Origin of the sequence: Brevibacillus panacihumi (genome assembly GCF_003710985.1) — a bacterium.
Classification (GTDB): domain Bacteria; phylum Bacillota; class Bacilli; order Brevibacillales; family Brevibacillaceae; genus Brevibacillus; species Brevibacillus panacihumi.
In genome coordinates this window covers 1-16,045 of record NZ_RHHT01000086.1, presented here as the reverse complement: position 1 = coordinate 16,045, position 16,045 = coordinate 1, and the positions used below count along the sequence as shown (strand labels likewise).

General features: G+C 46.5%; 14 protein-coding genes and 2 pseudogenes. 1 reads left to right on the top strand and 15 read right to left on the bottom strand.

Annotated elements, in window-relative coordinates; translation table 11 throughout:
• The 11 genes and pseudogenes from EDM58_RS25180 to dnaN form a co-directional block, all read right to left on the bottom strand.
• A partial coding sequence (locus EDM58_RS25180) for a leucine-rich repeat domain-containing protein (RefSeq protein ID WP_183187626.1) occupies positions 1-598 on the bottom strand: 598 nt, incomplete at its 3' end.
• A 221-nt stretch (positions 599-819) separates the two neighbouring features.
• A complete protein-coding gene (locus EDM58_RS25175) occupies positions 820-3,381 on the bottom strand; it encodes a winged helix-turn-helix domain-containing protein (protein WP_122915778.1) in 2,562 nt (853 codons plus the stop codon).
• 48 nt (positions 3,382-3,429) lie between these two features.
• Positions 3,430-4,190 (bottom strand): annotated as a pseudogene (locus EDM58_RS25170) (transposase); the annotation flags it as partial.
• A 274-nt stretch (positions 4,191-4,464) separates the two neighbouring features.
• Positions 4,465-5,382, bottom strand: a complete 918-nt coding sequence (locus tag EDM58_RS25165) for a hypothetical protein (protein ID WP_024984345.1) — start codon at positions 5,380-5,382, stop codon at positions 4,465-4,467.
• 63 nt (positions 5,383-5,445) lie between these two features.
• Positions 5,446-6,330 carry a hypothetical protein gene (locus EDM58_RS25160; RefSeq protein WP_024984344.1) on the bottom strand — a complete coding sequence of 295 codons (885 nt, stop codon included), beginning with the start codon at positions 6,328-6,330 and terminating at the stop codon, positions 5,446-5,448.
• A gap of 539 nt (positions 6,331-6,869) precedes the next feature.
• Positions 6,870-7,703 carry a ThiF family adenylyltransferase gene (locus EDM58_RS25155; protein ID WP_122915776.1) on the bottom strand — a complete coding sequence of 278 codons (834 nt, stop codon included), beginning with the start codon at positions 7,701-7,703 and terminating at the stop codon, positions 6,870-6,872.
• Positions 7,690-8,793, bottom strand: a complete 1,104-nt coding sequence (locus EDM58_RS25150; protein ID WP_122915775.1) for a Mov34/MPN/PAD-1 family protein — start codon at positions 8,791-8,793, stop codon at positions 7,690-7,692. The genes EDM58_RS25155 and EDM58_RS25150 overlap by 14 nt, the downstream gene beginning before the upstream one ends.
• Positions 8,794-8,861: 68 nt before the next feature.
• Positions 8,862-9,623: a hypothetical protein gene (locus EDM58_RS25145; RefSeq protein WP_122915774.1), complete on the bottom strand. Its 762-nt coding sequence runs from the start codon at positions 9,621-9,623 to the stop codon at positions 8,862-8,864.
• Positions 9,595-10,119 (bottom strand): hypothetical protein, encoded by a 525-nt coding sequence (locus tag EDM58_RS25140; protein ID WP_122915773.1) that lies wholly within the window; start codon positions 10,117-10,119, stop codon positions 9,595-9,597. Before EDM58_RS25140 ends, EDM58_RS25145 begins: the two co-directional genes overlap by 29 nt.
• A gap of 14 nt (positions 10,120-10,133) precedes the next feature.
• Positions 10,134-10,484 (bottom strand): hypothetical protein, encoded by a 351-nt coding sequence (locus EDM58_RS25135; RefSeq protein ID WP_122915772.1) that lies wholly within the window; start codon positions 10,482-10,484, stop codon positions 10,134-10,136.
• A gap of 59 nt (positions 10,485-10,543) precedes the next feature.
• Positions 10,544-11,677, bottom strand: a complete 1,134-nt coding sequence (gene dnaN, locus EDM58_RS25130) for a DNA polymerase III subunit beta (protein ID WP_122915771.1) — start codon at positions 11,675-11,677, stop codon at positions 10,544-10,546.
• On the opposite strand from dnaN, the pseudogene EDM58_RS25125 reads away from it, so the two are divergent.
• Positions 11,622-12,821: pseudogene (locus tag EDM58_RS25125) on the top strand (IS256 family transposase). The gene dnaN and the pseudogene EDM58_RS25125 overlap by 56 nt on opposite strands.
• 641 nt (positions 12,822-13,462) lie before the next feature.
• Here the strand turns inward: EDM58_RS25125 and EDM58_RS25120 are convergent.
• The 4 genes from EDM58_RS25120 to EDM58_RS25105 form a co-directional block, all read right to left on the bottom strand.
• A complete protein-coding gene (locus tag EDM58_RS25120) occupies positions 13,463-14,674 on the bottom strand; it encodes an NAD(P)/FAD-dependent oxidoreductase (RefSeq protein ID WP_122915770.1) in 1,212 nt (403 codons plus the stop codon).
• Complete coding sequence (locus EDM58_RS25115) at positions 14,671-15,006, bottom strand: (2Fe-2S)-binding protein (RefSeq protein WP_122915769.1); 336 nt, start codon at positions 15,004-15,006, stop codon at positions 14,671-14,673. Before EDM58_RS25115 ends, EDM58_RS25120 begins: the two co-directional genes overlap by 4 nt.
• The gene (locus EDM58_RS25110; protein WP_122915768.1) at positions 15,003-15,272 is read right to left on the bottom strand and encodes a (2Fe-2S)-binding protein; all 270 of its coding nucleotides are present in this window, start codon (positions 15,270-15,272) and stop codon (positions 15,003-15,005) included. Before EDM58_RS25110 ends, EDM58_RS25115 begins: the two co-directional genes overlap by 4 nt.
• Positions 15,273-15,405: 133 nt before the next feature.
• Positions 15,406-16,045, bottom strand: a 640-nt coding sequence (locus tag EDM58_RS25105; protein WP_183187624.1) for an AAA-type ATPase lid domain-containing protein, incomplete at its 5' end; no start/stop codon positions are given.

The window sequence follows — 16,045 nt, the reverse complement described above, 5'->3', positions numbered from 1 at the left end:
GTCGGTTGTTTCGAAATGCCCCCTCCCCAAGGCTGGTCACACTGTCCGGGATCGTCACACTCTCGAGTTGGTTGTCATCAAATGCCCCATCCCCGATGTTCGTCACACTGTCCGGGATCGTCACACTCTCGAGTTGATTGGATTTAAATGCGTAATGTCCGACGTTCGTCACACTGTCCGGAATCGTCACACTCTCGAGTTGATTGGATGCAAATGCGGAAGTCTCGATGTTCGTCACACCGTTCCCGATTTGTACACTTTTGAGTCGGTTGTTTTGAAATGCCCACCTCCCAATACTCGTCACACTGTCCGGAATCGTCACACTCTCGAGTTGATTGGATGCAAATGCGGATTCCCCGACGGTCGTCACACTGTCCGGAATCGTCACACTTGTCAGATCTTTATTACGAAAAGCTGTATTTCCTATTCGTATAACGCCCTTACCGCCTAACGTATCCGGAATCGTTATATCTTTCGCCGTGCCCACATATTTCGTAATCTCTACACCACCGGCAATCTCCTGATATTCATAATCACTTTCACTTGCTGTTGCCTCTTTAGTGTCTGTACCCAACCATGCGAAAAGTATAGTCAGCATGAGTAAACCAATCCTGGTCACGTTGTAACGCTTCGGTATGTTCATTTGCCTTATCTTTAAAACATTCATCTCCTCATCATCCTCCTGCCCTCACTTCATAGCTTTATCCAACTCATTATACTAACTTCCAAATCCCTTTGTGATCAACCCTGCCTGGCACAAAAGATCAAAAAGGTTGAGCAGGGAGGTGGAGATGATTTATACAAAAAAAGAGGAACGGGTCAGAACAACTGTAGTGTTCTGGCTCGTTCCAGCGCTTGCAATCGATTATTCGTCTGTAATTTCCCATAGATATTGTTAATGTGTGTTTTTATGGTTGCCAGGGAAACATTCAGTTTCAGTGCTATTTCTTTATTGGACATCCCTGTTCCCATCAAACGAAGCACACATTGTTCTTTGGCTGTTAAAGCAACCGCCGTTCTTTCTGGGGGAATGCTGGCTTCCTTTTCAAGTGGCGGGAACAGTCTGAGCAATCGTTTCACGTAGGATAAAGGCACCTTATGACTGGGGCGGCGATGTTGATTTTGACGCAGTCGGATATATCGATCCAATATTTGCCCAAAGGCATTCCCTTCGTCAACAAAGGTTCGGATATATCCTTCGGGCCACGCCAATGCAAGCGCTTCTTCTAATACATCCATACATTCTGTAATCCTTCCTTGAAGAAAAAAAATTCTGCTCTTACGAACGAGAAGGCGAATGTAATCGCTTTGCCGTCTTGTTTCTCCAGCAACAAAGAGGAGACGCTCCGTTAAAGATGCAGCTTCCTCGATTTTTCCCTGCTCTGCCAGTATAGCAGCCAGCAGATCATATTCCTTGATCATGGATACCGGAATCTCATCCTGAAATCGCAAGCCGCTCTTTCTCAGCCATTGTCTCACCGGTTTCTCTTCCCCACGCATCCAGCCTTGCATGGCTCGGAACAAGGCCATTTTCCCGGACAAATTGGGATTCGCCTTCACAGACGCTAGTTTGGCTAACTCTTGTAATCTGTCGTCTGCCATCTCCTCGTCTCCCTGCACGACGGCAATGCGAGCAAGCCATAGCGCCGCGATGGTCATCAGGCTTATATTATGATGCGTTCTTCCAATATCATAGGCTTGGCGCATCACCTTTTCCGCTTCGACCAAGCGATTTCGTTCGTACTGCATTTTCCCAAAGTCAATATACAGATGAGCAACAAAATACACGTTTCGGGTTCCGGACCAAATCGACAGCAAGGGCGTTACCACCTGTTCCGCCAGTCGAAGGCCGTCATCCGACACATAGATGTCCCACAGCGGATGATAGCCATCCCGGTCGCTTCCGAATCCAATGAAGAGATTGCCTTCCGGTTGTTTCTCGACATATTCCTTTGAAAATTGAACGGCATATTCAAAATCACGATCCAAAAACGTGCGAAATGCGGCCAGAAAAGCGAGTCCTGCATGCAATGTTTCGGCTTCAGAAGGATGAAGGGAAGCTGTGTCCTCTTCCAGCCTGCGAACCGCTCGCCAATACCCGACTGTGGCCGCTTCGACATGCCCGGACATGTACTGGGAAGCGAGCTTTGTCAAAAGCATCATCGGCCTAGCAAATAACAGTGAATCGGGAATAGCGCTGAGCCACGTGCAGAGCGTCGTCCATTCATTGGCCATCAGCTCTGGTGTAATCGCCTCTATTAATGAAAGCGCATGTTCGTAACTGGTAGCCGCCAGGTAATGATTCACCGCTTCACGAGGATACCCGTTCGCTTCTAGCCATTCTCCCGCTGCCATGTGAAGGGTTTGCCATCGCCGCGGCTCCCGCCTTTTCAGGTGCGCCTTCAAAAACTGCTGAAACAAATGATGGTACCTGTACCACTCCCGCCGCTCGTCCAGAGCCACAAGAAACAAGCTTTCCCTGTCTAACTGTTGCAGATAGGCATCGCTTTCGGCTATGTGAGTTACCGCCTCACAAAGTTCGCCCGTCATCCGATCTAAAATCGACGTTTGCAGCAAAAATTGCTGCATCGTTTCAGACTGATAGGATAACACTTCATCGAAAAAATAATCCGATATGTCACGTTCCGTTCCCGCCATCTTCCTGACCAGCGATGCGGGATCAGCATGTTCATGCAACGATAAGATCGCCAATCGCATCGCCGCTACCCATCCCTCCGTCTTTTTTTGTACGACAGCCACGTCTTCGATGGCCATGTCCATACCGCCGCACTTCGCAAAAAATTCAGTCGTTTCATCCGAAGAGAAGCGGAGATCTCTCGCATCCAGCCAGTTCAACCCATTTCCCGCCCGTATTCTCGAGAGGGGCAACGATGGGAAGTTTCGGCTTGCGAGATAGAGATGAACATGTGACGGCAAGCGTTCCAGCAGATAAGTGACTCCCTTGAATATGGACGCTTCCTCGATGTGATGAAAGTCATCCCATACGAGCACCGTCGTTTGCGGTATACGATGAAGCCCGTTGACGAGCGTGGCAATCAGTGAGAACCCCGATGGATCTTCCACGGCATGACGAAGCACAGCCTGTTCGTCAAAAGACGGATAGGCCTGTTTAAGCGCCGCAACGGTATGTGCCCAGAAACGCATGCGATCATTATCCGCTTGATCAAGAGAGACCCAGGCGACGGGCTTTTCCAGCGTCGTCACCCACTCGCCCAACAAGGTGGTTTTGCCATACCCGGCAGGCGCTGTGATCAAGGTAAGTGCACGATCCAGCCCTTCATGCAAACGATGGGTGAGTCTGGAACGAACAACAAGCGGGCTTCGTGATCGGGGAATATGAAGTTTCGTGGCTATGATCACGGTTTGCTCCCTCCTTCCCTATCATCTTACCAAATATCTACTTAGGGGCTGCTTGCCGATCGCTCGACAAATCACCTTGCCGTTTGCACGACGTTGTTTGGCCACGGCCAGGTACTCCTTTCGCGCTTGATCCCGATAAGTCCGTGGTTTGCGGGCACGACCAATCTGTGGAGCATGTAACGTATCGATGATCTCCTCCAGTTTCTCACGCGCCTCGTTCAGCAAGTTCAAATCGGTTGGTACGCCACATCCGCCGGGGCACATGTGGCATCCAGCAACAAGACACCCTGGTTCGGATCTTCCTCGGATGTTGAGTGACGCTTGGTCGTACGTTTACCTTTGGATTTTCTACCGGATTTCGGTTCATCGTCACGGTCGGAATCTGGTGTCGATTTGGCGGCCTCGACCGCGATGATCTCGTTGATTTCGCGGAGAACTTGCTCGCCTAAACGTTTGCGAAAATGCGTCATGAGCGACGGGTGGAACGGTGGATGATCCTGATAGCCTTCCAGCCCGATGAAGTATTGCAGATACGGGTTTTCGACAATCTGCTGGACCGTTTCCCGGTCCGACAGTTGCAAACGTTCCTGAATGATGAGTGCCCCGAGGGCGACACGGATGGAAACGGCCTTTTGTCCACGAAACGATTTGCGGAAGGACTTGGCATACTTTTTCTCTGCATGTGCCCACGGTACCAACCGAGCCAACTTGACCCAGCGATTTTCTTTACTCAACTTGCCGCCAAACGGCAAGAAAAAATCATCGGGGAGAAGCAGTTGATTTTCACGATGAGAGAGAAATTCGTACATTCAGATCCGCTCCATGTGCAAGAAATTTGAAGGGAAATCGTCGATTTCCTTGCACATGATTTCGATGAAAACGAGGCAAAACCTTTGTCGTTTCTCAATTTTTTATTCGTTCAGCAAGCCCTAACTATGGATCGTTCTACTCGGCTATCGTCATCTTACAGCTATTTTCACAAAAAACGGCCAGCCAGATTTTTTCTGGCTGACCACCTAATACGAAAGTTTTTACAGTCCAGTCTCTAATAACGAAGACGGATCGTATAGAATAAACGGTTGTTTAAAGTGTGGTGTTCGTCAAAACTGGAACAAGAGTCCAATTATTATCATTAGACGATGTTTTAATATTCGCAATTCCTTGTTCAACTAGTAACCTAATTACCTTCTTACTTATTAACATATCTCGAATGACTGTGTCGTCATTAATGGGATAATATTCATACGTTACATTAAAATCCTGCATGAAATGAATGGCTTTCTTATCATAGACATAAGGTAGCTGCAAATGCTCTACAACACCGCATTCAGGGCATTTTCGCATCTTTATCTGAGGGTCATCACTTAATGGAGCAGTTGATGTTTGGGGTGGTAAGATATTGGTTGGGATAACTTGAAAGGCATTTTGCCCTGGTTTTGATCCTTTATGCCTTACCTCTCGTAATTCATAACCTGATAGGTTCCACTCCCTAAATTTTTCTGCAAGATCCTGAGAAATAACCATATAGTCGTTGACAAAAACTAATGGGGATTTTTTAAGGACGAATGTATTGAACATTAATTCATCTTTTATGATTCGTTCATATCTTGAGCATTTTGGACAAAATGGCTTTAGTTCATATTTTGTTTTGTTAGATACATATAATTCCGGCCTATTACCGATGGAAGTGATTCTATACAATTCAGCATTTTCCATCTCATCATCCGTATATTCATATATATATCGGAAATCCCGGAAGGTAGATGACATTTTTTTACTTCCTAAAGAATCTTCGTATATAGAGTTAAGCTTCTCTAATATCGATTCAATTAAATATTTATCGTAAACGACTTCAAACTTATACCGAACATAAACATCATCATTTTTTATATCAGGTTCCGGTACAACAAAATCTTTGATCAAAGAATTTAGAATTTGATCAATTTTAAATTTGGTTTTCAGATCATACACACGAAACGTAAAATGCACCTTTATTTTCATTACTTCACCTCCAGTTCTATATATTATTATAACTCCACACCAATAAGGTGTGGAGCGTTTAAATTACCGGATACTATGTTGTTTTTCTCTGGCAAATTTATACAAGAATTCGTAAACTTCATCATCGTATTCTTGCCATAAATCTCTATACACGTCTATGTGCGCTTGAATTATTTCAGAACGGCTGTAATCCCGATAGTTTGCACCATATGGGATTTCCTTTCTTAATGCTTGAGTAATTATATTGTGATAATCTTTTGGAATTGCAATTGCAAACAAATCATTCTCCGTTGTACCTAGACGATCTGCAAACCTTTTCTCAAAAATATGATGGCGATGCCACCCAGATGGAACACTATCTTTCTTTAAGTCACGAAAGCTTTTCACTCCAATTTGTAGTGATTGTTTTAATGTCTTACTGGCTTTTATCATTCTCTCTACGCCAGAAATTGCTGGAACGCCGGGGAAAACTACTGATGCACCATCAAACACTACTTTAAAGCCATTCCAAACAGAAGGTTCAGCCCTAAAGTCAGCTAAAGACATCATGAAATTACCAACATCAAATGCAGTTTCTACCCATAGAGGTTTAATTACACCATCTTCTGTGTCCGCAGACAAAGCAGATTTGTTTGACTTAATTAATTCCTGAATATCGAATCCATCAGGACCTATTTTTCTAATTTCTAGTTCCTTAAGCTTATAACCCTTTCCTAACGAATCGAAAGTAGATTCATCTATCTCGGTTCCTTCAGTCACATAAAAAGTTGTCTCAATTTTTTTCCCGTCAAGTGAAACTAGAATAACCTCTGCAACACGATCAATATTAAATTGTTGTGCCTCTTTTTTGGAAGTTGCGGCTAATGCATGACTGTTTAAAGGAGAAGTAATTAGCAAAGCTACAGCGACCAAAAAAGTAAGTAAACGACTAAACAGTGAAAACTTCATCGCAATCCTCCTATACATTTTTTACAATTAATTAACTAAAATGGATTTTATAACAATTTTTCCTATAAATCTACAAAAAAAATTCTACACTGTTCGACGAAAAAATGGTATTAAGGAGAAAAAATCCCCTCCCCGAATCTCTCCGAAGGAGGGCTGTAATAGTTTAACTTTTTCGTTTTCTTCGGAGGTAAGGCCCTGACGAGTCATGCCCATGTGCGTTACCACCGACTTAGGAGCGTAATCTTATGGAAAAATCCTTTTAATCCCGTCTATTGGCAAGAAATTGGCTACGCTTTAAACGCTATGGATGTACCCTACTCGCTCAAACAACCAACAGCTTACTTGTTATTACCCTGGTGTAGTTACCTTTATCTACCTGTTCGTGCCTACAACAGCGTGAGGGAGCTTTTTCATGACCACGAGCAACGCTGCCCTGAGTAGGTTTGAGTCAATCAATAGCACTGACGGGATACCAGTCCGATTAACTGAAACTGCAAGAATTTCTAACAAAACAAAAAAAGAGTGCCCAATCTGGACACTCACCCATCAACAATCCTTTCCCCACGCATGTACAATTTCTTCGCGTGGAAGAACGTCACGTGTGTAGACAAGGAGCTCTCCCCAAACAGTTCATTCAAATAACTAGCCACCGCCTGCGCCGCAAACCGGTTAGTAATTAACCGCTGTGGCTCGGCCGCGATCATCTGCGAGCAAGCCATCTCAGAGGGAGCGATCTCGTCCTCATCCTCTAAAATGTCCGGGAAGCGGCAGGCCACCGGTTCCAGAACAGTTTTTCCGTTTAATCTGAGCCCGGCCACCACTTGTCCCGTCCATCCTGTATTGGCGTGGCGCTGCCGCTCCTCCTCCGTCCACTCTTCACGCGACCGTCCGTCTTGTGGAACCCAGGCAGACTCGACTCCCACATCGATGTAGAGCAGCTTCTCTTGACTGAGAAAGTAACTGTGCATGACCTGGCGCGTGTAATTGTTATCCACCGCGCCGATCAAAATCGGAAGAAAAAACGTGTCCCACCTGTAACATCCGCGATAATCTGTGAACTGAAACAGCCGGTCTAACGTTCTTTCATCCTCAATGTACCGTTCATCAAATGCAGCGATCGGCACTTGATAATGGCTGCGGTACCGGTTAGCCAGTACCGCAGCTTTCTTCTGTCCGACATCCTTTGGTATAAAGAGTTGATTAGCCAAATTCTTTTGTTCTACCGTATCCGGATCGGCCACCAGGTAAAACCCCTGTACCTTGAATATATTCATCATTTGAGCGCATTGCTGCAGAATATATCCGCCATTTGCGCCTGCGCCGATCTGAACAATATAGTAAAAGATCTTCTTCCGTTCGTTAAACCGTATCATCGTCTCCCGCTCCTTTCACGGACACTTGAGGAAAGTCCAGGCTCGTCGGAGACTCCAACGGTGATTCAAAGACGATATGGGGATTGATGATCAGATACTCCCCGTCCAGACACGTTCTCACCAGGATTTGCGGGAAGAAATCCAGCACCCTTCCCACAACCGCGTAGAGGATCGGAGCCTGCTCGGAGCGATCATCTTGGGCAGAAAAGTAGGCGTCCATCGTGTTGTGCGAATGAATTTCCATTACTTTGACGTGGTTCTCATCAAAGATTTGTTCAATCGGCTCGCACATGTGCTTGCTAACGATCTGCGCCGGGATCACCAATTGATAACCTTGCCCATCCCAATATATCTCACCGTGAATCTCAGAGCTGTATGTCCGGGCGAAGTGACGGGCAACTATCAAAAACTGCGTCAGAATCCCCCAGGGAATCCTGGGGAATTTGAGGCGCACGCCTTCCACCAACGCTGGAACACTGGGAACCTTCCGTGCCTTTTTGCAGATCGTTAGCGCTTCTGTTTCGCGGATATGGTACATATGACCGTCAGCTCCGGGAACATACATGTTGGACCGTCGGTTTGCCACAGCATCTTCCAATCGGAGGTATACACCATATCGGCGATCCAAAATCATCCCGCTACCCTTTTTACGTGCGGTTAGAACCGGAATGATCATATTCTTTTCCTTGTTGAATGTCATCGTCGTTAATTCTTCGGTTAATTCGCCAAAGTCGTTCTCCATCCGTTTCCGCACGTCTTCGCCGGTAATTTTCCTCAACTTCTCTTCGATGCTGGTTTGTTCATCAGTTGGAGAACTGTCTTGAAGACCATTTGTGATTTCTTCGAGCGTAAAGTAATCGGTCAGAGGAATGTTCTCCCCGCCATACCGGATGATCGTCTCGGTGTTTAGTTCCCATGTTTCCGGTTTACTTTTCGTGGCAGATTCAGACGTTGTCTTTTGGGCCTTGGAAGCCACTCGTGATTTATTGGTTGCCGTTGTCCTTTTGCCTTTTCCTGTGTCCTGGATGGCCTCCGGTTCCCCTTCTCCCAGAAAACTGAACAAGGTTTCTTGATACAGTTTGTCAGTCATGTTTTGATTCCTCCTCGTGTAATCTTTTCAATAAAATAAAGACTGCAGCTTTCGCTAAAGTCTTTGATCTACAATCCTTGGCAGTATTGGCCAAACGTTTGTTGCTTGGATGTTAACCATTCCTCTGGAAAATCCTGCCCTTGCATGCGATTGTATAACTCTCGCAAATCACTGAACCCGGATTCGTTCCGTTTCGTGTCGTAATAGCAAGTGGAACTGGGAGCCGCAAAAAAGACCTGGTGCATGGTAGCAAGTTGGGCCAAGTCTTTGATTACCGGCAGCACATTTCCCCCCATACAAACCACACCATTCGATACATTCGCGTAAGGAAATTTGTATAGTTCGGTGTCCTCGCGAATCCTCCCCTTGTCCTTGACTGCCAGGATGTGCAGCTGTTGAATTCGACCATCCTGAATTCGGTATCCAAACAACATCCGCGGGAATCCCACTTGTTCAAAAGCGGTGTTATAATAGGCAATATCCCATTTTCCTTTCGGCACCTCGATAAACACCAACTGGATCTTCTGCACACGATCCACCCAGATATGTTTAACGCAGTTGACGGGCAAGGTAGGAGTCGCAATACATCTCGCCGGGTTTTTTATCCGTTTCTTTCCGATGATTTTCCTGAGTCGTTTCCGTTTTTGAACCCCAAGAATTCTCAGTGGCTTAAGATTCTCCGATTCAGAATTTCGGATGGACTCGACAAAATCATCAAAACTCATTACATATTCGTCAATCTGAACACCTTCTGATGAGGTTACGCAGACAGTGCAGTATGGTGTATGCTGCGTAAAGTCATCACTGAACTTCACGGTATAATGCAGCATGCTTCGCACCTCTGCTTCCTTTTAGATATTGGGCATACACCAACAATTGATCGATTGACTTCCTGATCTGGATGAGTTCTTGGACGAACTGATTGAAAAAGAACGGACTTTCGTGGATCTCTATAAGGAAACCTACTTTTGTCAGTTCAATCATCATCTCAGCCCCGGTCCAGTCGCAGATAACCCTCTTGTTCCAGGTAAGCTGTCGTTCAACCCATTCCTTTGTAAACATTCCAAGAAGTTCTTCGACGTCTGGACAAAGGATAACGAACTTCCTGATGTCATATGCCCCTTCTTCATCTTGTTCCTCCGCGCAGGCACCAAACAGCCGCTCCATTGCCATAAAAAAGATATCGCCTCCGACGTTCTCATAGGCGTAATCCGTTACCCAGTGCCCCATGTCGGATACCCGGTATCCAGCATCGTGAAGGAGCTTTAACGAAAGCAAATTATCCATGGACGACTGAATAACTTGGCAATCCTCGATACTAAACATCTCAACGCTCTCCCTCAGATAAAATCGTCTTCTTCTGCATACTGTTTCTTCCTAGAATGAAGCAGTGTGTAAATGTTCTGCGTGCTCCTGACATACTCATAGATCACGTTGTACCAATTGGCCCGCTCAGTCTCTTCATCATAGATGTCCTCCATTGAATACAGCGCGTGAGCTTCATTGTATACGTAATCCAGTTCGTCCAGTGTGAAGCTGTCGAAATCGACTTCTGATGCATCGGCACCGGCATACAGATATTCGACAATGCGAAACATACCAGGAGTTTGCAGACGTGGAATTTTTGATGGGATGCTGCGCTCCTGGAGTTGTTTTAGGAACTCAACAGTCGAAAATCTCCTTTTCTTCATCGCTCATGCATCCTTTCAAAAACACAGAAGGGGAATGAAATCCCCTTCTGCTCTGTAAATTATGCAGACCGCACAGGTAGAATCAAGGCAAACCCTGGTTCATTACCTGTTGGCCGGATGATAATCGGTGCATTTGCTCCTGATGCTTGAAACATGACTTCTTTGGCCTTCATATGGCGTAACGCTTCCAGAAGATACTTCGTGCTGAACTTCATCTCAAACATCTCGCCTTCGAGATCCGAGATAAACACTTCCTCCTGTACTTTTCCCATTCCCTCCTGGCTGGCCGAAATGAGCAAAGAAGGTATTGCGGATGGGATCACCTGCAAGCGACACATATTGGTTTTTCCTTCCTTGGAAACGATACTCACCCGCTCCAGCACCTTGACTAGTTCATCCCGATTTGCCACAAATGTGGTGGAAAAATTGGTCGGGATTACCTTGGATGTATCCGGATAGGTACCCGAAATCAGTCGTGACACATATGTCACGTTTTGGTGAGACAATCGTAACGAGTTTTCTGTGCAGTGGATGGTGACCTTATCGGTCGCATTCTCAATCAGCTTGATCATCTCCTCAGCAGCTCTCGCTGGTAGAATCATCTTGGGTAACGAGATCTCTTGTTCCAACTGAACGGTCCACGACCCCAGCCTATGAGCATCCGTTGCAACGAACGTTACTGCCTTTTCCTTGCCAAAAATATGGATTCCCTGCAGAGTGGGACGCGTAGTCGATACCGCGCATGCGTATCCCAAACGTAACCCATTTGCCAAATCCGATGCTTGGATCTCAACACAAACGCCTGTATCGTCAAATGGAAAAGAAGGGTACTCATCCGCTTCCATTGTCTTAATCTCGAAAGTCGATTTCCCTGCAGAGATGGAGATCTCATTTGTTCCAATTTTCAGCTGGATCTCACCTGCCGGCAGCTTACGCACAATGTCCAGGAATATTCGAGCCGGTACGACGATCGCGCACGGTTTAGATGATGAGCAATTGTTTTCTTCCGTAATCTGGATGGTGTTATCCGTATCCGAGCCGGTAATGGTCAAAGATTCTCCTGCGAATTGGAAATGAAAGAGAGCGTAAAAAGTTTTGTGTAAATGGTTAAACTTTCCATTAAGGAGATGATCATTTATGCAAGACAAAAGAGACTTGACAATTAAGGAATTAGCAAAGGATTGCCGTACCATCGAAGACGTTCACGAGATGCTCAAGAACCTCTTTCGTGACACGATCCAGCAGTTATTTGAAGCGAAAATGGATGACCATTGGGCTATGCGAAACATAGTGCCGATGGCGATCATACGGGAAATAGTCGGAATGGGTATAGCAAAACAAAGTTCGGTAATACAGAAATTCGTGTGCCCAGTGACCGAAATGGTGAATTTGAACCTCACATTGTGAAGAAGCATGAGACCACGGTTAATGGCTTGGAAGAACAAATCATCGCACTCTACGCCAAAGGAATGTCAACACGAGACATAGAGGAACACATGAAGGATCTGTATGGGATCGATGTCTCACCTGCAATGGTAAGCAAAGTAACAGACAAGATCATGCCGATGGTGGGAATGGCAATGCCGACCGCTTAATCGGGTGTACCCCATTGTTTTCCTTGATGCCATCCATTTTAAAGTTCGTCAAGAAAATCGAATCGTCAACAAAGCGGCATACAGCGTCCTTGGTATTACCATGTCTGGGCATAAGGACATTTTGGGCATTTGGATCGGGGAGCATGAAAGTGCCAGTTTCTGGCTAAATGTGTGTACAGATCTGAAAAGCCGTGGTGTAGAAGACATTCTGATCGCCTGCAAGGATGGACTCTCTGGTTTTTCCGAGGCGATCAACGCTGCCTTTCCGAGAACCCAGATTCAACTGTGCGTCATTCACCAGATTCGCAACTCTATGAAATATGTACCGTTCGAGGAAGAAAAGGCTGTCTTGGCAGATTTAAAGAAAGTCTATCAAGCCCTTACGTTGGAAGAGGCTGAATCAACATTTGCTGCATTCAAAGACAAGTGGGGGAAAGAAATACCCATTATTCGCTCCTGGGAAAATAACTGGCTCGAACTGACCGCCTATTTTAGCTATCCCCCAGAGATACGCAAGATGATTTATACAACGAATATCATCGAGGGATATCACCGACAACTCCGTAAAGTCACAAAGACCAAAACAGCTTTTCCATCCGACGTTGCTCTACGGAAAATCATTTATCTTGCTACTGTTGAGGCATCGAAGAAGTGGACTATGCCGATTCGGAATTGGAAAGAATGTATATCACAACTTGCCATCCATTTTGGAGATCGATTGCAAGGGGAACTGTCCGCATAATCAACTGTTGAGTCGGCTTGACATGGAGCCTCTGCGGGCATGATTTCTTGCGATTGGGCGATGCCAGTAAAATATGCATCGCATGGCAAACAAGCCTATCACGCCCGCCCCTCCATGTAAAGCCGTTAATGTAACCATCCACCTGTTAAAATCCATTTACACAAAAAAATTTACATTCCCATTTCAATGTTCATCTCTTCACGCAATTCTCTTTGAAGACAAGCTTCAACCGATTCATCCGAAAGCAGTGCGGACTCGAACGGCATTGTTAAATTCAGTTTACCGCGCCGGATGACATAATCTGTCAGTGAACAAATGTTTGGCTTGCACAAAATTCGTACAGTTCAGCGACAAGCGTTTTCATGCTCATCTGCCCCCCACGCTTCGTTTTGTCCGTTTCCATGACCGTCGCTCGTGACTCGATAGGTTGACACCGGTTTGGAACCGATGAATGGCGAAAACCATTGATTTGACAGCCCATTCGGGGTAAGAAAAAACCACGGGCAGCATGCTCGTGGCAGTTGGTCGCTATTCAGAAAAAAAGTCAAAGTGGGGTTGTCACCGAAACTCCGTTTTCACTGACTTTCTGGACAGCCCCATTTTGGGTTGAAAAGGTTGCAGGATTACACGTAGTCGCAGTGCTACGCATCGGATTTGTGTTGTGCGGACATGTTTTTGACAGTTGCCCGTCCTTGCGCAATACAGGGATGGAATTGGATCGTAGCGTTTTGCCGGACAACTTCCACCGTTTCAATCGCTGTTGACAGCAGGTTCTTTTCAGGAAGCTTTCCAAACTCATCGGCGATCGAGAGGCCGGCAACCGTTCCTTGGGCTGCTGCCACTTTGGCACCTTCAATGCCTGTGATGTTTCCAGCAACGTAAAGTCCTTCGACAGGTGTCTGCATTCGTTCGTTATGCAAAGGTACATGCCCGCCAAGCTCCGGGAGGTAAGCAAACGGACAGCCTGCCACCGCTGCAAGTTCAACCAGTGGATAAAGTCCGCCGGCAATGCAGACGAAGTCGGCCGGAATCACTTTTTCAGTGCCAGGAATCGGCGCTCCTTTGGCGTTGATTTTCACTATTTTGACACCTTCCACCTGTTTGTCGCCGATAATCTCCAAAGCGGCTGCTTTTAGCTGTATGGGGATCCCCCACATGCGAATACCGCCGATGCCCGGCAAGAATTGGAGTGCCAGCTTTTGCATGGTTTTTGATTTTAGCAGTTTGCTGCCAAGTTTCATAAAGGTGGATGGTGCGAGGTGGGCCACACGCAACATGGACTGAAAGACCTTCTCAGGATTTCCTGCATCCCTGGTTACAGGATTTTGGGCGGGAAGCACCATTCGATCGACATGAATTCCCGATAATTGCAGTTCGCGTGCGATCGCAACAGATAATATGTTAACACCTACGACAATGCCGCGCTCCCCCACTCTTACTCGATGAACATTGGTCATGACTTGAGCACCCCCAATGGACATGACGCCTGGAAGAGTCCAGCCAGGCAGAGGGAGGGCCATTTCAGCCGCTCCGGTGGCGAGAAGCAGTTTCGGCACCTCGAAGTTTCCATGGGAACTAGAGACACTCCAGCCCTCTTTTGTTTTTGCCGCGTCGTAGACAGATACACCGCAGTCGATATCCACTCCAAGCTTCTCAGCCTGTTCCAACAGACGTTTGGCTTCTTCCATACCGTTCCACCAAGTGCCGTCGGGCTCTTCATGGAGTTGTCCCAGTAGTCTGCCGCCAGGGCGAGGAAACTCGTCGACAATTTTTACCTGAAGACCATGCTGCGCACAGGCTATGCCTGCTGAAAGTCCGGCTGGACCTGCCCCCACGATCAGGACATCCGTCATTTCTGGTGTCCTCCTTCCTTAAAAGGAACAGGCAGCTGGACGCCTGATTCGACATTCATGCCTTCTTCAACAAGCGTGAGGCATGCGCGTATGCCTTTCACACCGTTTACTGTTACACGACATTCGAAACAATGTCCGATGTTGCAGTAAATGCCGCGCGGAGTTCCTTTTTCTTCGTGAACACGCAACGTACGTACGCCATTGGCCAGTAACGCGGCGGCAATGGTTTCCGATTCGCAGGCAGTATAGGTTTTGCCGTCAAAGTGAAAGAGGATTTGTTTGCGATTCTCCAAGGATCCAAGAATAGGGTGATGTTCAATTCTACCTGTCATTTGTGTCCTCCAAGGAGACCAAAAGTTACGGGGCGAACAGGAGGTTGGTATCCGAGCGGAATGGAATGCCCAGGCGATTTTCCGGTTACCTCATTGACAATCATGTCAATCAGATTTCGGCACGTCCGACCTCCACAGTATCCCATCCCGGCTCTCGTTCTCAGTTTCAGTTCGCGAGAGGAACACTGATAGGATTTTGCTGTCTCATGTAACTCCTGCAATGTGACCTCTTCACAACGGCAGACGATGATTGGATCTGACTCCATCACACGATTCCTCCTTATTGTAGTAAATCCTAAAAAGGAATGATCACACCAACTCCCAATGCAAAAAACATGCCGAGAAGTATTTCTCGACATGTTTTTCGGAAATTTGTAATGTGGTGGAAACATGTTCCTTTTATCGAATCGGTATATTTAATTTATGCATTCTGTTGTACAGAGTCTTTCGAGAGATTCCCAGTCTTTTCGCAGCAGCTTGTTTGTTTCCGTTCTCCAGCTCCAGTGCGTGCAGGATCATTTTTCGGTCATTTTGATTTCGCTCCTCCCGCAGATTCTGCGGGTTCGAATGAAATGGAGCCGAATTCGCTTTGGGCATTGATGACAGAGAGAAAGGGAGGTGCTCTTCGTTGATCATCCCGTCTGTAGCAAAAACGACCAGCCGCTCCACCGTATTGCGCAGTTCCCGGATATTGCCCGGCCAGTGGTATTTTAGCAGGTAATGCATCAGGTTAGGGGAAATACGTTGAATCGGGCGGTTGTATTGCAGGGAAAATTCGTACAAAAAGAACTGAAACAGTTCAATGATGTCTTCTTTTCGTTCCCGGAGCGGCGGGATGGTCAGACTGAACACGTTTAATCGATAGTACAAATCCTCGCGAAACTTTCCTTCGGCGATGAGCGATGCCAAATCTCGATTGGTAGCGGCGACCACCCGAAAATCTGCTTCCATTTTTTTCGTGCCGCCAACGGGATAATAGGCTTTTTCTTGCAGGACACGCAGCAGCTTGACCTGCATTTCGAGGGGCATTTCGCCGATC

Bases quoted from the DNA above. Each gene is read 5' to 3' on its own strand.
- EDM58_RS25165 (WP_024984345.1), bottom strand. From the start codon at position 5,382: ATGAAAATAAAGGTGCATTTTACGTTTCGTGTGTATGATCTGAAAACC.
- EDM58_RS25160 (WP_024984344.1), bottom strand. From the start codon at position 6,330: ATGAAGTTTTCACTGTTTAGTCGTTTACTTACTTTTTTGGTCGCTGTA.
- EDM58_RS25155 (WP_122915776.1), bottom strand. From the start codon at position 7,703: ATGATACGGTTTAACGAACGGAAGAAGATCTTTTACTATATTGTTCAG.
- EDM58_RS25150 (WP_122915775.1), bottom strand. From the start codon at position 8,793: ATGACTGACAAACTGTATCAAGAAACCTTGTTCAGTTTTCTGGGAGAA.
- EDM58_RS25145 (WP_122915774.1), bottom strand. From the start codon at position 9,623: ATGCTGCATTATACCGTGAAGTTCAGTGATGACTTTACGCAGCATACA.
- EDM58_RS25140 (WP_122915773.1), bottom strand. From the start codon at position 10,119: ATGTTTAGTATCGAGGATTGCCAAGTTATTCAGTCGTCCATGGATAAT.
- EDM58_RS25135 (WP_122915772.1), bottom strand. From the start codon at position 10,484: ATGAAGAAAAGGAGATTTTCGACTGTTGAGTTCCTAAAACAACTCCAG.
- dnaN (WP_122915771.1), bottom strand. From the start codon at position 11,677: ATGGTACGGCAATCCTTTGCTAATTCCTTAATTGTCAAGTCTCTTTTG.
- EDM58_RS25120 (WP_122915770.1), bottom strand. From the start codon at position 14,674: ATGACGGATGTCCTGATCGTGGGGGCAGGTCCAGCCGGACTTTCAGCA.
- EDM58_RS25115 (WP_122915769.1), bottom strand. From the start codon at position 15,006: ATGACAGGTAGAATTGAACATCACCCTATTCTTGGATCCTTGGAGAAT.
- EDM58_RS25110 (WP_122915768.1), bottom strand. From the start codon at position 15,272: ATGGAGTCAGATCCAATCATCGTCTGCCGTTGTGAAGAGGTCACATTG.